The organism is Azospirillum endophyticum (assembly GCF_016595245.1).
Classification (GTDB): Bacteria; Pseudomonadota; Alphaproteobacteria; order Azospirillales; family Azospirillaceae; genus Azospirillum; species Azospirillum endophyticum.
Genome location: NZ_JAENHM010000023.1, coordinates 61,357 through 82,116 on the forward strand (window position 1 = coordinate 61,357; position 20,760 = coordinate 82,116).

Consider the following 20,760-nt stretch of genomic DNA (forward strand, 5'->3'; position numbering starts at 1 on the left):
GCTACGCTCCGCCGGTCCAGAAGGTGCCGGGCGCTATGGTGGGCGCATCGCCGACCAGGTCCCGCCCGCCAAGCCGCGCGAGCAGCGCATAGAGCTTGGCGGCCCCTGCCCGCTCCTCCTCGGTCCAGCGGTGCGGGATCCCGTCCCGGTAGCGGTCGCGCAGCGTGCGGAAGGTGGCGCCGTCCTCCGCCTGCATCAGCGGGGCGAGGCGCTCCCAGGCGGCGTCGGACTGCGTCAGCAGGGCCTTGGCCCGGTCCGTCGCGGTTTGGAAGCCGGTAAGCGCGTCCGGATTGGCGCGTGCCCAGTCCTCGCGGAAGACATAGCCGATGGAGGGCACCGTCGCCGGCTGGCCCAAGGCGTCCAGCATGTCCGCCACCGTCAGCGACACGCGCAGACCCTTCGCCTCCAGCCGGGCGGCGAAGGGCCAATAGGTCAGGACCGCATCCAGTTCGCCGTCGGCGATCTTGCCGTTCAGCAGGGGCGGTGCCGCGAAGAAGGGCTGGGCATCGCGGTCGAGCGACAATCCATGCCGGTCGGCCGCCAGAGCCTTCAGCAGGAGCCAGCTCTTGTCGAGCGGACTGCCGGCGACGCCGATGCGCTTGCCCCGCAGGTCGCCGACCTCGGCGATCCCGGAGCCGGCCGGCACCACCAGCGCGCCGACGGCGGTCGAATAGGGGATGAAGCACAGCGGCTCCCCCTTGCTGCGCATCCGCGACACCCACAGCCAGTCGGAAACGATGATTTCGACCCCGCCGGCCTGGAGCGCGACCTGGGTCGCCGGATTGCCGGCCAGTTCCACCAGTTGCAGGTCGATTCCGGCCTGCCGGTCGAAGCCGTTGGCGCGGACGGTGTCGAGTTCCCAGCTGACCGTGCCGAACTTCAGCACCCCGGCGCGCACCACCGGCCGGCCGGCTGCAGTGGCGTGCCCGAAGGTGGTCGACGCCAGCAGCGCACCGGCCGCCAGCAATGTCGCCCGTCTGGTGCAGCCTGCCGCCATGCTCCCCGCCCGGTGTTGGTTGGTCTCGTTGGATGGACTGCCAGCTTAAGGGGAGTGTAGATGGTTCGTATATTCAACGATAGGAGGATAAGGGAGGTAGCGCCGGCAGGCCGCTCCCGGTTGGAGCGGTGACGGGGTCACAGCCCCAGATACGCCTGCTTCACCGCCGGGTCGGCCAGCAGCGCCTCTCCCGTTCCGGACAGCACCACCCGGCCGTTTTCCAGCACATAGGCCGTCTGGGCGATGCGCAGGGACGCCGCGACATTCTGTTCGACCAGGATGATCGTCATGCCATCGGAAGCCAGTGCCCGGATGATGCGGAACAGCTCCTGCACCAGGGCGGGCGACAGGCCGAGCGAGGGCTCGTCGAACATGATGAGTTCCGGCTTGCCCATCAGGCAGCGGCCGATGGCCAGCATCTGCTGCTCGCCGCCGGACAGGGTGCCCGCCGCTTGGTCCAGCCTTTCCCGCAGGCGGGGGAAGAGGTCCAGAACGCGGTCGTAGGTCTGGCGCGCGGTGGCGCGGGCACGCGGGATGACGGCGCCCATCTCCAGATTCTCCCGCACGCTCAGCGTCGGGAAGATCTGCCGCCCTTCCGCCACCTGCCCCACGCCCAGGTCGCAGACGACGTGGCTGGGCAGCCCGGCGATCTCGCGGTTCTTGAAGCGGATGCTGCCGCGTGCCGGCTTCAGGATGCCGGCGATGCTGCGGATCAGCGAGGTCTTGCCCGCCCCGTTGGCGCCGACGATGGCGGTGGTCTGCCCCGCCGCCACCTGCAGAGTGACGCCGTCGAGCGCCTGGGCGTCACCATAGTACAGGTCGAGGTCGGATACGGTCAGCATGGCGGTGGGGTCCATAAGGCGGAGAGCGCCCTCTATAGCGCGATCATTTGAGGAAGAACACCGCACTCATCACCAGCCCGACGGCGATGATGCCGGCGCGCAGGACGTGCTTGGGGATTTTCCGTCCCAGCCTGGCCCCGACATAGCCGCCGGCGACCGCCGCCAGCGTCATCAGCAAAGCCTTCGGCCAATCCACCGCCCCGCCCGCGGCGTAGGCCACCACGGCGATGGCGGTCAGCACGGCGGAGAACAGGTTCTTCAGCCCGTTCATGGCGTTGAGGTCGGTCATGCCGAACAGGCTGAGCTGCGCCAGCAGGAGGATGCCGAGCCCGCCGTTGAAATAGCCGCCATAGACCGAGACGGCAAACAGCGTGCCCAGCATCGCCCCGTTGCCGTGCAGCCCCAGGCTGCGCAGCCGCTGCGCCAGCATGGTGCCGAAGGCGAACAGCCCGGTCGCCGCCAGCAGCAGCCACGGCACGATGCCGCGGAACACCGAATCCGGGGTGACGAGCAGCAGTCCGGCGCCGGCCAGCCCGCCGACCAGGCTGACCGCCGACAGCAGCGGCAGGCCGAGCGCACCGACCGGCGTCAGGTCCTGGCGATAGCCGTAGACGCCGCTGGCGTAGCCGGGCAGCAGGGCGACCGTTCCGGTGGCATTGGCGGCGACCGGCGGCACCCCGGCGTAGATCAGGGCCGGCAGGGTCAGGAAGCTCCCCCCGCCGGCGACCGCGTTCATCGCCCCGGCCAGAAACGCCGCGGCCAATAAAATCAATTCGGTCATGATATTACGAGCGGTTTCTCAGCTCCCGGCGAACGATCTTGCCGGTCGTGGTCATGGGCAGGCTTTCCAGGAATTCGATGGCGCGCGGATATTCGTGCGCGGCCAGCCTGGTCTTCACATGGTCCTGGATCGAGGCGACCAGCGCCTCGTCCGGCGTCACGCCCTCCTGCAGCACGATAAAGGCCTTGACGATCTCCGTGCGCAGCGGGTCGGGCACGCCGACCACCGCCGCCATGCGGACGGCGGGATGACCGATCAGGCAGTCCTCGATCTCGCCGGGGCCGATGCGGTAGCCGGCCGAGGTGATGACGTCGTCGTCGCGCCCGACGAAGCGGATATAGCCGTCCTCGTCCAACTCCCCCTGGTCGCCGGTGACCAGCCAGTTGCCGATGAACTTCGCCGCGGTGGCCTCGGGGTTGTTCCAGTAGCCGAGGAACATCACCGGATCGGGCCGGTGCACCGCGATCAGGCCGAGTTGTCCCGGCGGCAGCCGGTTGCCCTCCGCGTCGATCACCGCCACGTCATGGCCGGGAACCGGGCGGCCCATGATGCCGGGCTTGGGCGCCATCAGGGTGGCGGCCGAGGAGACGATCATGTTGCATTCGGTCTGGCCGTAGAACTCGTTGATCGTCACGCCGAAGGTCTCGCGGCCCCAGTCGAGCAGCCCGGCGCCCAGCGTCTCGCCGCCGCTGGCGACGGACCGCATGGCGATGGGATGGCGCGCCCGCGGGTTCTTCACCGCCCGCATCATCTTCAGCGCGGTCGGCGGCAGGAAGGCGTTGCGCACCTGGAATTCGGCCAGCAGTGCGAAGGCCGCCTCAGGGTCGAACTTCTCGAAGCGGTGGGAGACCACGGTCACCCCGTGGTGCCAGGCCGGCAGCAGCACGTCGAGCAGTCCGCCGATCCAGGCCCAGTCGGCCGGCGTCCAGATGCGGTCGCCCGGCTGCGGGAACAGGTCGTGCGACATCTCCACGCCCGGCAGATGGCCCAGCAGAACCCGGTGCGCATGCAGCGCACCCTTCGGCTGGCCGGTGGTGCCGGACGTGTAGATGATCAGGGCCGGGTCATCCGGCCCGGTATCGGCCGGTGTGAAGTCATCCGACGCCGCGTCGCACAGCCCATGCCAGTCGAGGCATCCCGGTCCCAGGCCGTCGACGCGGAACACCGCTTGAAGCTCCGGCAGGCGGTCGCGGATCTGCGCGATCTTGGCGGCCCCGGCGGCGTCGGTGACCACGGCGCGGGCGCCGCAATTCGCCAGGCGGTATTCCAGCGCCTCCACCCCGAACAGCGAGAACAGCGGCACGGCGATGCCGCCCAGCTTGTAGACCGCGACATGGCTGATGGCGGTTTCCGGCGACTGGGGCAGCAGGATGCCGACCCGGTCGCCGCGGGCCACGCCCTGGGCGGCCAGCGCATTGGCGAAGCGGTTGGACAGGGCGCGGATGTCGGAGAAGCGGTATTCCTCGACCCCGCCGTCACGCAGCTTGTGGATCAGGGCGATCCGGCCCGGTTCCGCCTCCGCCCAGCGGTCGCAGACGTCGACGCCGATGTTGTAGCGGTCGGGGACGCGCCAGGCGAAGGCGCGGGACACCCCCTCATAGCTGTCCGCGTTGGGCAGCATGTTCGTTCCCTCCCAAGGGCTTGCCGTCGATTCCTTTGTGGAACCGTTGATCCGATCATAGGAGCAAGCGAGGCACCGCGTCACGCACCGGGAATAAGATGCGGGTCAGCCATGTTGATGGCGTCAGGAACGACCAGTTTCGTGACGACCCCAAAAGGACGAGAGCCACCATGAAAGCCAGCCCCTTCCTCGCCGCCGCGCTGTCCGCCAGCCTGCTCGCCGCCCCGCTCGCCGGCTGCGCCCAGCCCGGCTACGGCGACTCCTATGGCGGCGTCAGCGCCAACAAGCAGACGGCCGGCACGGTCCTGGGCGGTGTCGTCGGCGGTCTGGCGGGCTCGCGTTTCGGCGGCGGCAGCGGCAAGCTGGTCGCGGTCGGCGTCGGCACCCTGCTGGGTGCGGCTCTGGGCAACGCGGCCGGCGCCTCGCTCGACCGCGCCGACCAGAATTACGCCCAGCAGGCGGCGGTCAACGCCTACAGCGCGCCGACCGGCAGCACCGTGCGCTGGAACAATCCGGAGACCGGCAATTACGGCACCTATACGCCCGTGCGCGAGGGGACCGGGCCGCAGGGTCAGCTCTGCCGCGAATACCAGACCACCATCGTGGTCCAGGGCCGCACCCAGCAGGGCTTCGGCACCGCCTGCCAGCAGCAGGACGGCACCTGGCGCGTGGTCAGCTGACGCCCTGCCGGAAGGGTTCAGGTCAACGCCGCCCGTCGCCGGGCGGCGTTGCCGGGTTTGGGCACCGGACCGGTGAGGGCGCTGGCGATGCGCATCGCCCCGTCGCCATCCAGCGGCAGCGCGGCGGCGGCGTCCTGCATCCGCTGGCGCTGTCCGGCGTCCGACCACAGGGCGAGCGCGCGTTCGGCGATGATCGCCGCCACTTCGGCCGGAACACCGCCGCGGGCGTCCACCGCCGCGCACCAGCCGAATTCGGCGGCGTCACCGCTCGCCATCGCCTGATTGTCGGCGGTGACCGCCAGCAGGGTCGGCACCGCCAGAGCCGCCAGCTCTCCCATGGTGCCGCCGCCGGCCGAAACCGCCAGACCGCAATCGGCCATCAGCGCGCCCATCCGCGGGCAGTCGATCTCCACGGACACCGTGTCGGAACCGAGACGGGCGGCAAGCTCCGTCACGTCGGCCGCGCGCGGGTTGCTGCCGCCGACGACGGCGACGATGCGGCAGCCATCCGGCCGCACCCCAGCGCGTCCGCCCAGCGCCAGCGCCTCCAGGACCGGTCCGGTCAGGGCGAGCGGGTCGGAGCCGCCGAAGGTCACCAGCAGCACCGGCCGGTCGGCGATGGTCCGCCGCGGCTCCTGCGCCGCCAGCCGCACCTCCCGCCGCAACGGTGCGTAGGCAGGGCCGAGCAGCAGGACGGCACCGGGCGCCATCTCGCCATAGGGAAGGGCTGCAGCCCGCGGCGCGGCGTTGACGACGAGATCGGCATGGAGCGGCGTGCCGTCGCCCAGGTCGTCCCAGGCCAGCACCCGGGCGCCGGCGGCCTGCAGCCCGGCACGGTAAGCCTCGCCGAAGCGGTAGCCGTCGAGCATCACCGCGGTGCCATGCTCCCGCCGCAGGAGCGACCGCGTGGCGGCCAGATCCGCCGCCTCGCCCACCGGGCCGACGACGGAGACATGGCGGAAGCCTTCGGCAGACAGGCGGCGGTCGATGGCGGACGTGGATTCGACGCAGGCGAACAGCGCCTCGTGCCCCTGGTCGCGCAGGGCCTCGGCCACGGCGAGACAGCGCATGACATGGCCGGTGCCGATGGTGGGCGACGCATCGGCGCGAATGAGGATGACGGCCATGGCACTGGTCCGGAGAGGGCGGCGCGGCTGTCCGGCCTGACGCCGTGGGTGCGGGCGCCGGGGCTGGGCGAGGCGCATCTTGGCCCGGCACACCGTGCCGAGTCCAGCGGCAGACGGCCATAGGCCCAGGGGCAAATTGAGGCCGTCAGGACTCCCGGCCGGCGATCACGCTGGCGGCGGTGGCGAGGCTTTCCGGCGTTCCGATGTCGAGGAAGCGCGCCTTGGCGACATGGGCGTTCAGCGTGCCGGGCGGCAGCTTTTCCAGCACGTCGCGTTCCAGCGACACCGCCCCTGCCGCGATGAAGCGGTCGAGAAAGGCTGCGGAGAACAGGTAGACCCCGGCATTGATGGTACCGGCGCCCGGCGCCTTGTCCAGGAAGCGGCGGACCCGGCTGTCGGGGCCGATCTCCACCCGCCCGAAGCGGGAGGCGTCCTCCACCGTCACGCACAGCACCGATGCCTCCGCCCCGGACAGGCGGTGCGAGGCGATGAAGGCGCGCAGGTCGGCATCGAGGAAGGTGTCGCCGTTCACGACCATGATGGTGCTGCTGCGCAATTCCTTGCGGACATAGCCCAGCGCACCGGCCGTCCCGAGCGGACGCGGCTCGATCTGGCAGACCACGTCGATGGTTCCGGCGGAATCGCCGCGGGCGAGCCAAGCGGTGACCCGGTCGGCCAGATGGCCCAGGCACAGAACCACGCGGCGCGATCCGTAGGTCGACAGGTAATCGAGAAGATGGCCGAGGAAGGCGCGGCCCGCGATCGGGGCCAGGACCTTCGGTGTGTCCCCCAGAACGCCCCGGATGCGCGTCCCCAGCCCGCCCGCGAGCACCGCGACGTCTATGTTGGCAAGAACGTCCTCAGACCGCACCGACCGTCCTTTCCCAGAAACTCCGCCCAGAAGTCCCGCTGTCGCCGCCCAGCTCTTCATGCAGCTTACGACGACGCGGGCGCCGGGTCACCCGTCCACCCTGCGCGGGACCCGGCGGCCATAGTCGATAATGGGCGCGCGCCGGAATCGCAATGCGGAATCGCGCGGACCGCCCCCTTCCGATGGTCATGTCACCGCCCGACCTCCCTCGGCCAGACGGCGCAGGCGCCGGGCGACGGCGGCCAGGGCGACATCCTGGTCGCCGGCATGGCCGACAGGCATCATGGATGGGAACCAGGGGCGCACCATCGTCCCCAGCGCCGACCAGTCCCCAGCCGCACCGATCCGCCACACCGGGACGCCGAGCGCCGCGGCCAGTTCCCCCACCGCGGTCGGCGCGGAGATGACGAGGTCGAGGCCGGACATCAGCGCGGCCACACCCTCCAGATCGTTCCTCTGGTCGAGGCCGGGCCAGTGGTGAAGGGGTGTGCCGAAGCGGTGCAGGGCGTCATCCCGTTCCATCCCGCACTCGTCATATTGAAGAGTGACGAAGGTCACGCCCGGCACCGCGAAGACCGGTCCCCATTGTTCGATCCGGCTGTACGCACCGGCCCGGTCGGCCGTCATCCGGCTGCTGCGCCAGCAGATGCCGACCCGGAGTCCCGGGCCGAGCGCCGCCAGCCGGCCGCGCCATTCCGCCGCCAGCCGCGGTTCGGGGATCAGGAAGGGGCCGGCTGCCGGGAAATGTCGCAGGGTCGGCCGCAGCCGGGCGGCGACGCCGCCCATCGGGGCGTGACAATCGGCGTCACGCGGATCCGGCGTGGGGGCCCGAACCTCCGCGCCCGGCAGGGCGCGGGCGAACAGACCGGTCAGGCGCGGGTCGCATTCCACGATCACGCGGCCGGCTTCACGGAGCAGGTCGGGCAGCGCCGTGCCGAACAGGATCTCGTCGCCGAGCCCCTGTTCTCCCCACACCAGGATGGGGCGACCAGCCAGAGCTTCGCCCTGCCATTCGGGAATGGCGAAGCGGCGTGACACGGCCTCGCCGGTGGCGAAGCGGTGGGCGTAATCCCGCCAACCGCCACCGAGATCGCCTTCGGCCAATCGCAGCAGGGCACGGTTCATCCGGGCATCGGTCCGGTCCGGTGCCAACAGCAGGCTTCGCCCGGTGCAGGTCGAGGCGAGCCGGCGCTCTCCCCGCATCAGCAGCGTATGGCCCTGGTTCACCAGCATGTCCGGCTGGTCGGGAGCAAGCGCCGTCGCGCGCCGATGGGCATGCAGCGCGTCGTCCCAGCGCCCGAGCCCGGCCAGGGCCATGCCAAGATTCGACCAGCCCTTGGCCGAAGCCGGAACGATGCGCAGGGCTCGGCGGCATTGCCGGATCGCCTCGGCGAAACGCCCCTGCCCCTTCGACGCCGCTGCGGCCGTGACCAACGCCCCGGCAAGGGACGGCGCCAGGACAGCCGCGCGGGTACAGGCGGCTTCGGCCTCGGCAAATCGCCGGGAGGCGAGCAAGGCCGCGGCGAGGTTGCCCCAGCTTTCCGCCAGCGACGGGCGCAGCCGGATGGCGCGGCGATGCAGCCTCGCGGCCTCTTCCGCGGCGCCGGCGGCCTGGAGGGCCACGCCGAGATTGCCCATGGCTTCGGCAAAGGCGGGGTTCAGCGCCACCGCCCGCCGGTGCCAATGCATGGCATTCTCGACGCGGCCGAGCCGGAGCAGGGCGAGGCCGCCATTGGTCCAGGCGGCCGGATGGGCCGGGTTCGCAACGACGGCTTGGCGGTGGAGACTTGCGGCGTCTTCCGGGCGGCCATCCCGATGCAGGGCGACCGCCTGCGCCGCCAGCGTCTCTCCTTTTGCGGAAACCCTCCTCCCGCCGATAGCGGGGGTAGGCGGGAGGGCGGCATCGGGGGACGCTGTCGATAATCGGGTGATGGTGGGATTCCGGGCGGCTGGCCGCCGTGCATCTTCCGCCTCCGACCGCTTCGCCGGCGGGAGGTGGGCGGCCGTCGTGGGGAGGAGGGCTTCGAGGGCGCTGGTCATATCGGCCATCGTGGCCGACAGCGGCTCGCCCGGGCGTGGCTGGAACAGGCGCATCGACGGGTACCAGGGACGAATCCCGGTGCCCAACTGCGTCCAGTCGCGGGTGCCGAAGCGCCAGACGGGGGTGCCCAGCGCGCCGGCGAGCTCGCCGACCGACATGGCGGGCGAAATGACGAGGTCCAGCCCGGCGATCAGGGCGGAGACGCCGTCGAAATCGTCCTTGCGGTCGAGGTCGTCCCAGCGGTGCAGGCGAATGCCGAAACGGTGCTCGGCCTGCCGGACCTCCTCCTCCACCTCGCCATACTGCAGCACCACCCAATGGATACCGGGCAGCGCGAACAGCGGCGCCCAGCGATCGAGCGGCAGATAGGCGATGCTGCGCTCCGCCGTGATCATCTGGCTGCGCCAGCCGATGCCGATGCGAAGGCCGGGGCCGAGCCTTCCCAGCCGGTCCCGCCAGCGCTCCGCCAACCCGGCCTCAGGCACCAGCCAGGAACGGCCGGGCGGAAAATCGGCCAAGCGCCGTCGCAGGACCCGGGGCAAAGATCCCATCGGCACATGCCGATCATAGTCCGGGATGGCCATCGCTTCCCGTCCTTGCGCATCCAGTGCCTGCGGCCGCACCCGCAGCCTCGGGAAGGAGCGGGCGAACAGCGGCACCAGACGGCGGTCGACCTCCAGGATGGTGGAAACCGCGCGTCCAGCCAGCTCGGAACAGAGGACGGAGAACAGGATCGTGTCTCCCACCCCCTGCTCTCCCCAGACCATCAGCCGGCGGCCGGTCAGCTCCTCGCCTCGCCAAGCCTGGGCGCGGGGATGGCGGCCCTGTCCGACCTGTCCCGAGCCGAAGCGCCATCCATAGCCGGGCCAGCCATGGTCGAGATCGCCGGCCTCCAGCCGCAACAGTCCCTTGTTGAAGTGCGCCAGTGATAGGTCGGGCCGCAGCGTGAGGGCGCGATCATAGCAGCGTTCCGCCGCTTCGCCGTTGCCGAGACGCTGACAGGCCAGTCCGAGGTTGCTCCAGGCCTCGCCATAGGCGGGGGCCAGTGCCAAGGCGCTGCGGTAGCAGTCAGCGGCACCGGCGTGCTCGTGCCGGCCTTGGCGCAGGTGCCCCAGATTGTTGCGGGCCGGCGCCTCCAGCGGGGCGAGCAGAATGGCGCGTCGCTGCGACTTTTCGGCTTCGGCGAAGCGTTCGGCACTGCGCAACGCATTGCCCAGGTTGGTGTGGGTTTCCGGCAGGGTCGGATCGAGCGCCATTGCCGCATGCCACGCCGGCCAAGCCTCTGCGGTGCGCCCGGCAGCGTGGCGGGCGTTGCCCAGGTTGTTCCAGGCACCGGCGAAGTCCGGGCGATGGCCGATCGCCAACCGGTGCAGGGACTCCGCCTCGGCATATCGGGCCTGGGCATTGCGGACGCTGCCGAGATTGTCCAGCGCATCGGCATGATCAGGCTGGATGGCGGTGGTGGCATCGAAGCAGGCGGCGGCATCATCCAGTTGTCCAAGAGCTTTAAGACAGATCCCCAAGCCATTGAGAGAAAAAGTATCACGCGGATCAAAGCGCAGCGCGTCGGCGTAACGCTCCGCTGCGTCCTCCATGCGTCCGGCTGCATGGAACGCGGCTGCCAGGGCGGAGAGCGCCGATGGATCGGCCATGCCGCCACCCAGCGTCGCCGCCATCCGCAAGGCATCCGCGGCGGCCTCCAGCCGGCCGAGATGGCGCAGGCTGACGGCGCGGTTCGTCCAGGGGCGCGGGTCTCCGGGCAACAATTCCGCCGCCCTGGCATGGGCGGCCAATGCCTCTTCCGACCGGCCGAGCCCCTGAAGGGCGGCGCCGAGATTCAGATGGGCATCGGCCAAGCCGGGCGACAGGCGAGCGGCTTCGGCATAATGGCCCGTCGCTTCCAGCAGCCGGTTCTGTGCCGCCAGCACCAGCCCCAAATTGAAATGGGCGCCGATGTGGGTGGGATCGCACTCCAGCGCCCGGCGCTGTGCCGTTTCCGCTTCTCCAAGGCGATCAAGCCGTTGCAGGACGATGCCGCGATTGGCGTGATAATCCGCTACCTCCGGCGCGAAATCGATTGCCATATCAATTAAAACAATGGCTTGTGCGTTATTATTGCGTTGATGGTTGAGGATGCCCAGAAGATGCAGGGCATCGGCATGGTGTGGCTCGGCCTGGAGCACACGCAGATACAAGGGTTCCGCCAGATCCAGCGCACCGCCTTGATGAAGGCGTAGCGCCTCGGCGAACCAGTCCGGAGCGCTCACAGGGCACCTGCGGAAAAGCTTCCAAGAAACTGTGATGCCTTTAAAATCGCCCCGTCTAGGCCATCACCTCCATCGGGGTGGATGCAGCGCATCGACGGGAACCACGGGCGCACTGCGGTGCCGAGTTGGGTCCAATCCCGTCGGCCGAGCCGCCAGACCGGAGTGCCCAGCGCCGCCGCCATCTCCCCACTGGACGATGCGACGGTGACCACCAGATCCAGGTTCGCCATGAGGGCCGCGGTGCCGTCCAGATCGGCGACCTGATCCAAGTCGGACCAACGGTGGATGCGCAGGCCCAGCCGCTCCTCGGTGGCTGCGATTTCCTCCTCCCGTCCGTCATACTGCAGGCTGACGGCATGCAGGCCGGGCAGGTTCAGCAGGGGCGTCCACTCCTCCAGGGACGTATAGGATCGTCGGCGTTCGGTGGTGACGCGCCGGCTGGTCCAGGCGATGCCGACCGCCAAGCCCGGACCAAGGGCATCCAGGCGTGACCGCCATGCCGACGCCAGGGCCGGATCCGGCTTCAGCCAGCCGGTGGGCGGCAGCGTGACCGGAGCAATCTTCCACAACAGGCGCGGCAAGCCCCCGAAGGGCAGATGGCAGTCGGCGTCGGTTGGTCGCCGTGTCGGTGCCCGTACCATGGTTCCGGGAAAGGAGCGCCGAAACAGCGGGGCCAGCCGTGCATCGCATTCGACGATGGTGTTCGGAAAACTGGCAATGGCCTCCGGCAGCAGGGAGCCGAACATCAACTCGTCACCGAGCCCTTGTTCCGCCCACAGCAGCAGGCGGCGTCCGGCGAGATCGCCCCCGTCCCATTCCGGGATGCCGAAGGGGCGCTTCGGCCCCAGACGGCCGGAGTCGAAGCGGACGGCGTAATCCTCCCAGCCTTCCGCCAGCCGGCCCTGCCGCAGGCGCAGGATGGCGCGGTTGAAACGGGCGAGCGCTTGCGCCGGATCGGCCTCCAACGCGCGGGTGAACTCCCGCTCTGCACCGGATTCGTCGCCCAAATCCTGAAGGGCGAGCGCCAGGTTGGTGTGGGCTGCAGCATATCCAGGGCGCAGATCCAGCGCATGGCGTTGCAGATCCGCGGAGTCCGCGGTTCGTCCCTGCAAGCGGCGGATGGTGCCGAGGTTGGTCGCCGCCTCGGCCATCTTTGGATCGAGCCGCAAGGTGCGGGCAAAGGCTTTGGCGGCGGGCTCCATGCGGTCGGCGCTCTGCAGAGCGAGGCCGAAGGCATTCCAGCCCTCGGCTTCCGCCGGTTCCAGCGTCAGGTAGCGCCGGTAGGCCGGCTCCGCATCCCCGCAACGCCGTTGCAGCGACCCGGCCAATGCCAGGGCTGCGGCGGCTTGGGCCGGTTTGCGGGCCAACACCGCGCGCAGCACCATCTCCCCCTCGTCGGCCCGTCCAAGGTCGAGCAGGGCGAGGCCGAGGGCGGCGCGCGCCTCCGTCAGGGTCGGATTGCCGGCCAGGGCATGGCGCAGCAGCGGTTCAGCCTCTGCCGAGCGGCCGAGGCTGCGCAGGACCGCGCCCAGGTTGCCCTCCGCCTCCGTGTAATCGGGACGGGCGCGAAGGGCGGCACGGTAGGCGTCGGCAGCCTCGGCGGCCTTTCCCTGGGCGTTCAGCGCATTGCCCAGCGTGTTGGCCGCCTCCGGAAAGGGACGGCGCAGGCGCAGGGCGTTGCGGGCCGCCCGCTCGGCCTCCGCGGACCGGCCGAGCGCCTGGAGGGCGTAGGCGAGGTTGGCGTGGTAATCCGGAACATCGCGCTTGGCCGCCACCGCCTGCGCGATCAGATCCGCGGCATCGGCGAAGCGGCCGGTCTGGCAGGCGACCATGCCCAGGAGATGCAGGGCGTCGGGATGGCGCGGCTGGGCTGCGAGCGCTTGGCGATACAGCGCTTCCGCGTCGGCCAAATGCCCCGACTGGTGCAGCGGCACCGCCCGCCCCACCAGTGCCGCGGCGGTGGCGGCGGAGCTGCCGGCGGCAGTTGCGGAATTGCGCGGCTTGCGATTCATCCCCTCGGCCGTCCCTGTTGGCGACGGCTAAGGGATAGCACGAATTGGACGCAGGGGAATGGGCGCGGCGATCACCGCGCCCATGCCTTGTTCCCGCTTTAGACGCCGACCCCCGCCGGCGGGCTCGGAGCGGCATCGACCGGGTCGGCGAGCTGGGCATCGACCACGGCGACGGCGGTCATGTTGACCAGACCGCGGGTGGTGACGGACGGGGTGACGATGTGGACCGGACGTTGGACGCCCAGCAGGATCGGGCCGACATTCTGCGCATCGCCCAGGATCTTCATCATGTTGAAGGCGATGTTGGCGGCGTCCAGCGTCGGCATGACCAGCAGGTTCGCCTCGCCCTTCAGCCGGCTGTCCGGCAGCAGCTCCTTGCGCAGGGCGGGAGCGAGGGCGGCGTCGGCGTGCATCTCGCCGTCGATCTCGACGTCCGGCATCTGCTGGGTCGCCAGTTCCACCGCCGCACGCATCTTGCGGGCCGACGGGGTGTCGGCGCTGCCGAAGTTGGAATGGGAGAGCAATGCCACCTTCGGCTCGATGCCGAAGCGCCTCACCTCGTCCGCCGCCAGCCGCGCGATCTCGGCCACCTGCTCGGCCGTCGGGTCGGGGTTGACGTAGGTGTCGGTGATGAAGTGGACGCCCTTCTGCGAGATCAGCGCATTCATCGTCGCCGCGACCTTCACGCCGTCGCGCAGTCCGATCAGGCCGCAGATGTGCGCCCAATGCTCGTTGAAGCGGCCGGTGGTGCCGCAGACCAGCGCGTCGGCTTCGCCCCGGCGGACCATCAGCGCGCCGAAGACGGTCGGTTGGGTGCGCACCACGTTGGCGGCATGGCTGGGCGACACGCCGCGGCGGCCCATCAGCTTGCGGAAATGTTCGGTGAAGTTGTGATAGCGCGGGTCGCGGATGATCTCGATGACCTCCACGTCCTGGCCGACTTTCAGGCGCAGGCCCATTTCGCCGATCACGCGCTCGATCACCTCGCGGCGGCCGATCAGAACCGGATGCGCGAGGCCGTCGTCCACCACCACCTGGGCGCAGCGGATCACGCGCGGATCCTCGCCCTCGGCATAGACGACGCGCTTGGGCGCGGTCTTGGCCTTGGTGATCACCGGCTTCATGAACAGGCCGGAGCGGATGACATACTGGTTGAGCTGGTCGCGATAGGCGCGGAAATCGGCGATCGGCCGGGTGGCGACGCCGGATTCCATGGCGGCCTTGGCGACGGCCGACGACACCTCGACGATCAGCCGGGGGTCGAAGGGCTTGGGCAGGATGTAGTCCGGGCCGAAGCGCAGCGATTCACCGACATAGGCCGCCGCCACCACGTCCGACGGCTCGGCGCGGGCGAGGTTGGCCATGGCGTGGGTCGCCGCGATCTTCATCTCCTCGTTCACCGTGGTGGCGCCGACGTCCAGCGCACCGCGGAAGATGAAGGGGAAGCACAGGACGTTGTTGACCTGGTTGGGGAAGTCGGAACGGCCGGTGGCGATGATGGCGTCCGGACGGGCCTCGCGCGCCAGATCCGGCATGATCTCCGGTTCCGGGTTGGCGAGCGCCAGGATCAGCGGCTTGTCGGCCATGCGGGCCAGCAGTTCCGGCTTCAGCACCTTGGCGCCGGACAGGCCGAGGAAGATGTCGGCGCCGTCGATGACGTCCGACAGCACGCGCGCCTCGGTCTCGTGCGCGTAGGCCTCCTTGTACTCGTTCATCTCCTCGTTGCGGCCCTTGTGGACCACGCCGATGCGGTCGACCAGCCAGACATTCTCGCGCCGCACGCCGAGCGACAGCATCAGGTCGAGGCAGGCGATGCCGGCGGCGCCGCCGCCGGTGGAGACCACCTTGACCGTGGAGATGTCCTTGCCGACCAGAGCCAGGCCGTTCAGCACTGCGGCGCCGACCACGATGGCGGTGCCGTGCTGGTCGTCGTGGAACACCGGGATCTTCATGCGCTCGCGGCAGCGGCGCTCGATCTCGAAACAGGCGGGGGCGGCGATGTCTTCCAGGTTGATGGCGCCGAAGGTCGGCTCCAGCCGGACGATGGTGTCGACCAGACCATCGACGTCCAGTTCGTTCAGCTCGATGTCGAAGCAATCGATGCCGGCGAATTTCTTGAAGAGGACGGCCTTGCCTTCCATCACCGGCTTGGCGGCGAGCGGCCCGATGTTGCCGAGCCCCAGCACGGCGGTGCCGTTGGTGACCACGGCGACCAGATTGGCGCGCGCCGTCAGTTCAGCCGCCTTCGACGGATCCTCGGCAATGGCGGTGCAGGCATGGGCCACGCCCGGCGAATATGCCAGCGCCAGATCGCGCTGATTGGCCATGGGCTTGGTTGCGACGACCGCCAGCTTACCGGGCCGCGGGTTGCGGTGATACTCAAGCGCCATCGCTTCAAAATCGCCGGACATCGGGTCTCTTCCTCCGGTTAACGAGATTTCAGTTAATTCTTTGTGTTCACTTCACCTGGGCGGCGGTTATACCCCATTGAGGCTGACGCGCCAACCACCCCGGAAAAATGAGAAGGGGACGATTCGAACCAAATCGAAGCGTCCCCTGATCTTACAGGATCCTCTGGAGGGCCGGATGGCTCATCTTCGGAATTTCCAAATCCGGCCCTGCATGCGTGCCGCGCGTCTCTTGCGGATCGTCAGATCCGGGCCAGCGCCGGCTCCTTGAAGTGCTGCTGATACTCGGCGACCGCCTTGCTCTCGTCGAACTCGCCTTCCATCTTGGCGACGACGACGGTGGCGACGCCGTTGCCGATCAGGTTGGTCAGGGCGCGGGCTTCCGACATGAAGCGGTCGACGCCCAGCAGCAGGGCCAGCCCCTCGATCGGCAGCACGCCGGTGGCCGACAGGGTGGCGGCGAGCGTGACGAAGCCGCCGCCGGTGACCGCCGCCGCCCCCTTGGAGGTCAGCATCAGGATGACGAGGATGTAGAGCTGCTGCCAGATCGTCAGGTCGACGTTGAAGGCCTGGGCGATGAAGATCGCGGCCATCGACAGGTAGATCGAGGTGCCGTCCAGGTTGAAGGAGTAGCCGGTCGGGATGACGAGGCCGACGACATGCTTGGAGCAGCCGAACTTCTGCATCTTCTCCATCATCCGCGGCAGCACGGATTCCGAAGACGAGGTGCCGAGCACGATCAGCAGTTCCTGGCGGATGTAGCGGATGAAGCTCCAGATGCTGAAGCCGTAGGCCTTGGCGATGCTGCCCAGCACGACGAAGATGAAGATCGCCATGGTGATGTAGACAGACGCCATCAGCTGGCCCAGCGCCGTCAGCGACGAGATGCCGTATTTGCCGATGGTGAAGGACATGGCGCCGAAGGCACCGACCGGGGCGACGCGCATCAGGATGCCGATGACGCCGAACAGGGCGTGGCCGATCTTGTCGAAGATGTCCTCGACCACCTTGCCCTTCTGGCCCATGGCGGAGAGCGCGACGCCGAACACCACCGCGAAGAACAGGATCTGCAGCATGTCGCCCTGGACGAAGGCGCCGACGACGTTGTCGGGCACGATGCCGACGATGAAGTCGATGAAGCCATGCTCATGGGCGGTGGTGGCGTATTTCTGCACCGCGTCGGCCTTCAGCTGGCCGGGCAGGATGTTCATGCCGGCGCCGGGACGGACGAGGTTGACGATCAGCAGCCCGATCCCGAGCGCGAAGGTGGTCACCACCTCGAAATACAGCAGCGCCTTGCCGCCGACCTTGCCGACCTTCTTCAGATTGCCGATCGAGGAGATGCCGGTGACGACCGTCAGGAAGACGATCGGCCCGATGACCATCTTGACCATCTTGATGAACAGGTCGCCCAGCGGCTTCATCTGCACCGCGATGGACGGGTAGAAGTGCCCCAGCAGGATACCGATGCTGATGGCGGTCAGAACCTGGAAGGTCAGGTTGGTGTAGAAGGGCTTCTTCACCGCACCCGGACGGACGGTGGTCGCGTCTGCGCTCATGCTGCTCTCCTCGTGGCGTTCCTCAGAACGGCGTTCCTGACAGGGGCCCGTTCTTTCGTCCGGCATTTGCACCGGCTAGGCGGGCGACCCAACTGATTGCTCTAGAAAGCAAGTGGCGGGCCAATTGCTGAATCCAGCAACATCAAGCATTTGCCGAAATGAGGTGGGCGAGATTCCGCACGACAGTGGGCTAGGCGATGTGCGAAAATCCGCACAGTTCACAGCGCTGCGGCATCAATGTTGCGGCGCAACAGGACCATGGACGATATTGCTTAGCAATCCGACCGACCCGGCGACAGAATCGACCGCTCTTCTTCGATCGCCGCCTTCGCCGATGCCGTCACCCGCAGGGCAGTTGGTTGCCCGTGCGCTGGAACGGCCGCGCAGACTGCTGCTGACGGCATTGCTGCTGGGGGTCCCGCTGGCGGCGGCGCTGGCGGCGGGCTGGGCCTCTTCGCTGGCGATCGACGATCTGAAGGACGGCGCGAGGGCGCAGTTGGCGCTCTACAATGCCAACCTGCGGGCAGAACTGGAGCGTCATGCCGCCGTTCCCCTGGCATTGGCCCAGGATGCGGAGGTGAGCGCCCTGCTGGCCAACCCGACGCCGGCTGCGGTCGACCGGCTGAACCGCAAGCTGCAGGACATCGCCAGGGCGCTGGATGCGCTGGCGCTTTATGTGATGGACGCCAAGGGAACGACCGTGGCGGCCAGCAACTGGAACAGCGCCACCAGCTTCGTCGGCGAGAATTTTTCCTACCGCCCTTATTTCCGCATGGCGATGGACCAGGGCGAAGGGCACCATTTCGCGCTCGGTACCACGTCGCTGGTGCCGGGCTATTACACCGCCAACCGGGTGGTGGCGGAAAACCGCACAGTGGGGGCGGTGGTGCTGAAGCTGGGCTTCGACCGGCTGGAGCGGGCCTGGGCGCCGAGCCAGGAAAAGCTGCTGGTGACCGACCGCGACGGGGTGGCGTTCATCACCAACGTGTCGTCCTGGCGCTACCATGCCCTGCCCCGCCGCATCCCGATCAGCCTGCCCATCGTGCCGGAGGGCACCAGCGAGGGGCTGGACGTACTGCCCTGGGCTTTCGGCGGCGCGTCCGACCGCATCGCCCTGGAGGGAAAGGACGGACAGCGGCGCTACCTGCTGACCTCGATCGCCATGCCCGGCGGCGATTGGACCCTGCACAGCCTGACCAGCCTGGACCCGGTGACAGCGCATGCCTGGGTTGCCGGCTTGCTTGCCGCCGCCGCGGTGGCGATGGCGGCACTCGCCGCTTATGCGGTGGCCTTGCGCCGCGTGGCGCTGGTGGAGCGGATCACCCTGCAGGAGGAATCCCGGGCGGAACTGGAACGTCGGGTCGCCGCCGCCACCGCCGACCTGCGCGCGGCGGAAAACGAGTTGACTCAGGCGGCCAAGCTGGCGGCGCTGGGGCAGATGTCGGCGGGCATCGCGCATGAGATCAACCAGCCGCTCGCCGCCATGCGCAGCTTCGCCGACAATGCGGTGGTCCTGCTGGAGCGCGGGCGGATGGACGCGGTACGCGACAATCTGACGGAAATCGCCGAGCTGACCGACCGGATGGCTTCCATCACCCGCCAGTTGAAGGGCTTCGCCCGCCGTGCCTCCGGCACGCTGGGGCCGGTGTCCGTCCACAGCGCGGTGGCCCAGGCGCTGGCCCTGCTGGAAGCCAAGCTGCGGCGGGAGGACATTGCCGTCGAGGTCGACCTGCCCGACCTGCCGGTCCGGGTGGTGGCGGAGGATGTACGGCTCCAGCAGGTGCTGGTCAACCTGATCGGCAATGCCGCCGACGCTATGCGCGGCTGTCCGGTGCGGCGCCTGCGCATCGGGCTGGTCGCGGCGGAGGGGGAGGCGCTGCTGAGCGTCGCCGACACCGGTAGCGGCATCGCCGAGGCCGACCTGTCCCGCCTGTTCGTTCCCTTCTTCACCACCAAGGAAGCCGGCGAAGGGCTGGGTCTGGGGCTGTCGATCAGCCACGGCATCGTCGAGGATTTCGGCGGCAGCCTGACCGCCGCCAACCGCACCGGGGAACCGGGGCATGGCGCAATCTTCACCTTGCGGCTAAAGACTACGGAGCAGACGCTATGAGCCAGGCGATTCACGAGACCGCAGGCAGCGTGCTGTTCGTGGACGACGAGCGCGCCGTGAGGTTGGCCGGTCAGCAGGCGCTGGAACTGGCGGGATTCGAGGTCACCGCCTGCGACGGGGCGGAGCGGGCTTTGCGCCATGTCGGGCGCGACTGGCCGGGCTGTCTCGTCACCGACGTGCGCATGCCGCAGATGGACGGCCTTGCCCTGCTGGCACGGGTCCAGGAGATCGACCCCGATTTGCCGGTCATCCTGATCACCGGCCATGGCGACGTGCCGATGGCGGTGGAGGCGATGCGCAACGGCGCCTACGACTTCCTGGAAAAGCCCTTCCCGTCCGACCGGCTGACGGAGGTCGCCCGGCGCGCGGTGGAGAAACGCCGTTTGGTGATGGAGAACCGCAGGCTGCGGGCGCAGGTCGCCGGTGGGACCGACCCGGCGGAAACCATCGTCGGCCGCACCCCGGGCATCGAGCGGCTGCGCGCCACCATCGCCGCGGTCGCCGATACCGACGCCGACGTGCTGGTGTTCGGCGAGACCGGCACCGGCAAGGAGATGGTCGCGCGGGCGCTCCATGCCGCCAGCGGACGGCGCAAGCAGCCCTTCGTCGCCTTGAATTGCGGCGCCATGCCGGAATCGATCTTCGAGAGCGAACTGTTCGGACATGAGGCGGGTGCGTTCACCGGAGCCGCCAAGCGCCGCGTCGGCCGGATCGAGCATGCCGGCGGCGGCACCCTGTTCCTGGACGAGATCGAAAGCATGCCGCTGGCGCTGCAGGTCAAGCTGCTGCGGGTGATCCAGGAGCGGGTGGTGGAGCCGCTCGGATCGAACGAGTCGGTGCCGGTCGATTTGCGCGTGGTCGCGGCGACCAAGGCCGATCTGAGGCAGGCGGCCGATGCCGGAAAGTTCCGCGCCGATCTCTATTACCGGCTGAACGTGGTCGTGCTGACGATTCCGCCGTTGCGCGAAAGGCGGGACGACATTCCGCTTCTGTTCCAGCATTTCGTCGTCCAGGCGGCTGCCCGCTACAATCGCGAGCCACGCACGCCGACCCGCGAACAGATGCAGCGGCTGACGGGCCAGGATTGGCCGGGCAATGTCCGCGAGTTGCGCAATGCGGCCGACCGCTTCGTGCTGGGGCTGGAGGATGCGGCTCCGGGACCGGTGTCGGCACCATCCACCCTGTCGCTGGCCGAGCAGGTGGATCTGTTCGAGAAAGGCCTGATCCAATCCGAACTCGCCCGCCATCGCGGCAGCGTGAAGGCCGCCGTCGAGGCGCTGAACATCCCGCGCAAGACATTCTACGACAAGCTGAAGCGCTACGGGCTCAGTCGCGACGATTTTCTGGAGTGAGGGAGCCGCAACTCTCCAGTCACGACCACGCGACGGTCCTGCATTTCTCCCATCGGGGCAGTTGACGGACGCCCAAGCTTGCCTGGGTGGCT

General features: G+C 69.0%; 13 protein-coding genes. 3 read left to right on the forward strand and 10 right to left on the reverse strand.

The window, feature by feature from the left end; translation table 11 throughout:
• Position 1 precedes the first annotated feature (1 nt).
• The 4 genes from JHL17_RS06525 to JHL17_RS06540 form a co-directional block, all read right to left on the reverse strand.
• Entirely contained in the window at positions 2–997 is a 996-nt protein-coding gene (locus tag JHL17_RS06525; RefSeq protein WP_200191261.1) for an ABC transporter substrate-binding protein, read from the reverse strand.
• Positions 998–1,134: 137 nt separating this feature from the next.
• Complete coding sequence (locus JHL17_RS06530; RefSeq protein ID WP_200191263.1) at positions 1,135–1,839, reverse strand: ABC transporter ATP-binding protein; 705 nt, start codon at positions 1,837–1,839, stop codon at positions 1,135–1,137.
• A gap of 43 nt (positions 1,840–1,882) precedes the next feature.
• A complete protein-coding gene (locus JHL17_RS06535; RefSeq protein ID WP_200191265.1) occupies positions 1,883–2,620 on the reverse strand; it encodes a sulfite exporter TauE/SafE family protein in 738 nt (245 codons plus the stop codon).
• Positions 2,621–2,624: 4 nt separating this feature from the next.
• Positions 2,625–4,241, reverse strand: a complete 1,617-nt coding sequence (locus JHL17_RS06540) for an acyl-CoA synthetase (protein WP_200191267.1) — start codon at positions 4,239–4,241, stop codon at positions 2,625–2,627.
• 170 nt (positions 4,242–4,411) lie between these two features.
• On the opposite strand from JHL17_RS06540, the gene JHL17_RS06545 reads away from it, so the two are divergent.
• Positions 4,412–4,921, forward strand: a complete 510-nt coding sequence (locus JHL17_RS06545) for an RT0821/Lpp0805 family surface protein (RefSeq protein WP_200191269.1) — start codon at positions 4,412–4,414, stop codon at positions 4,919–4,921.
• A gap of 17 nt (positions 4,922–4,938) precedes the next feature.
• On the opposite strand, the gene pseG is transcribed toward JHL17_RS06545, so the two are convergent.
• The 6 genes from pseG to JHL17_RS06575 all read right to left on the reverse strand — a co-directional run bounded on the left by pseG (position 4,939) and on the right by JHL17_RS06575 (position 17,206).
• Complete coding sequence (gene pseG, locus JHL17_RS06550) at positions 4,939–6,048, reverse strand: UDP-2,4-diacetamido-2,4,6-trideoxy-beta-L-altropyranose hydrolase (protein ID WP_200191272.1); 1,110 nt, start codon at positions 6,046–6,048, stop codon at positions 4,939–4,941.
• A gap of 145 nt (positions 6,049–6,193) precedes the next feature.
• Positions 6,194–6,919: a sugar phosphate nucleotidyltransferase gene (locus JHL17_RS06555; RefSeq protein WP_200191274.1), complete on the reverse strand. Its 726-nt coding sequence runs from the start codon at positions 6,917–6,919 to the stop codon at positions 6,194–6,196.
• A 186-nt stretch (positions 6,920–7,105) separates the two neighbouring features.
• Entirely contained in the window at positions 7,106–11,227 is a 4,122-nt protein-coding gene (locus JHL17_RS06560) for a tetratricopeptide repeat protein (protein ID WP_200191276.1), read from the reverse strand.
• Positions 11,224–13,239 (reverse strand): tetratricopeptide repeat protein, encoded by a 2,016-nt coding sequence (locus JHL17_RS06565; protein WP_200191278.1) that lies wholly within the window; start codon positions 13,237–13,239, stop codon positions 11,224–11,226. The genes JHL17_RS06560 and JHL17_RS06565 overlap by 4 nt, the downstream gene beginning before the upstream one ends.
• Positions 13,240–13,337: 98 nt before the next feature.
• Positions 13,338–15,650, reverse strand: a complete 2,313-nt coding sequence (locus JHL17_RS06570) for an NADP-dependent malic enzyme (RefSeq protein ID WP_200191280.1) — start codon at positions 15,648–15,650, stop codon at positions 13,338–13,340.
• Between the two features lie 239 nt (positions 15,651–15,889).
• Positions 15,890–17,206 (reverse strand): dicarboxylate/amino acid:cation symporter, encoded by a 1,317-nt coding sequence (locus tag JHL17_RS06575; RefSeq protein WP_200191282.1) that lies wholly within the window; start codon positions 17,204–17,206, stop codon positions 15,890–15,892.
• Between the two features lie 334 nt (positions 17,207–17,540).
• Here JHL17_RS06575 and JHL17_RS37585 point away from each other — a divergent pair, with 334 nt between their 5' ends.
• Positions 17,541–19,316: an ATP-binding protein gene (locus JHL17_RS37585; protein WP_282189283.1), complete on the forward strand. Its 1,776-nt coding sequence runs from the start codon at positions 17,541–17,543 to the stop codon at positions 19,314–19,316.
• Positions 19,313–20,668 carry a sigma-54-dependent transcriptional regulator gene (locus tag JHL17_RS06585; protein WP_200191284.1) on the forward strand — a complete coding sequence of 452 codons (1,356 nt, stop codon included), beginning with the start codon at positions 19,313–19,315 and terminating at the stop codon, positions 20,666–20,668. Before JHL17_RS37585 ends, JHL17_RS06585 begins: the two co-directional genes overlap by 4 nt.
• Positions 20,669–20,760: the final 92 nt, after the last annotated feature.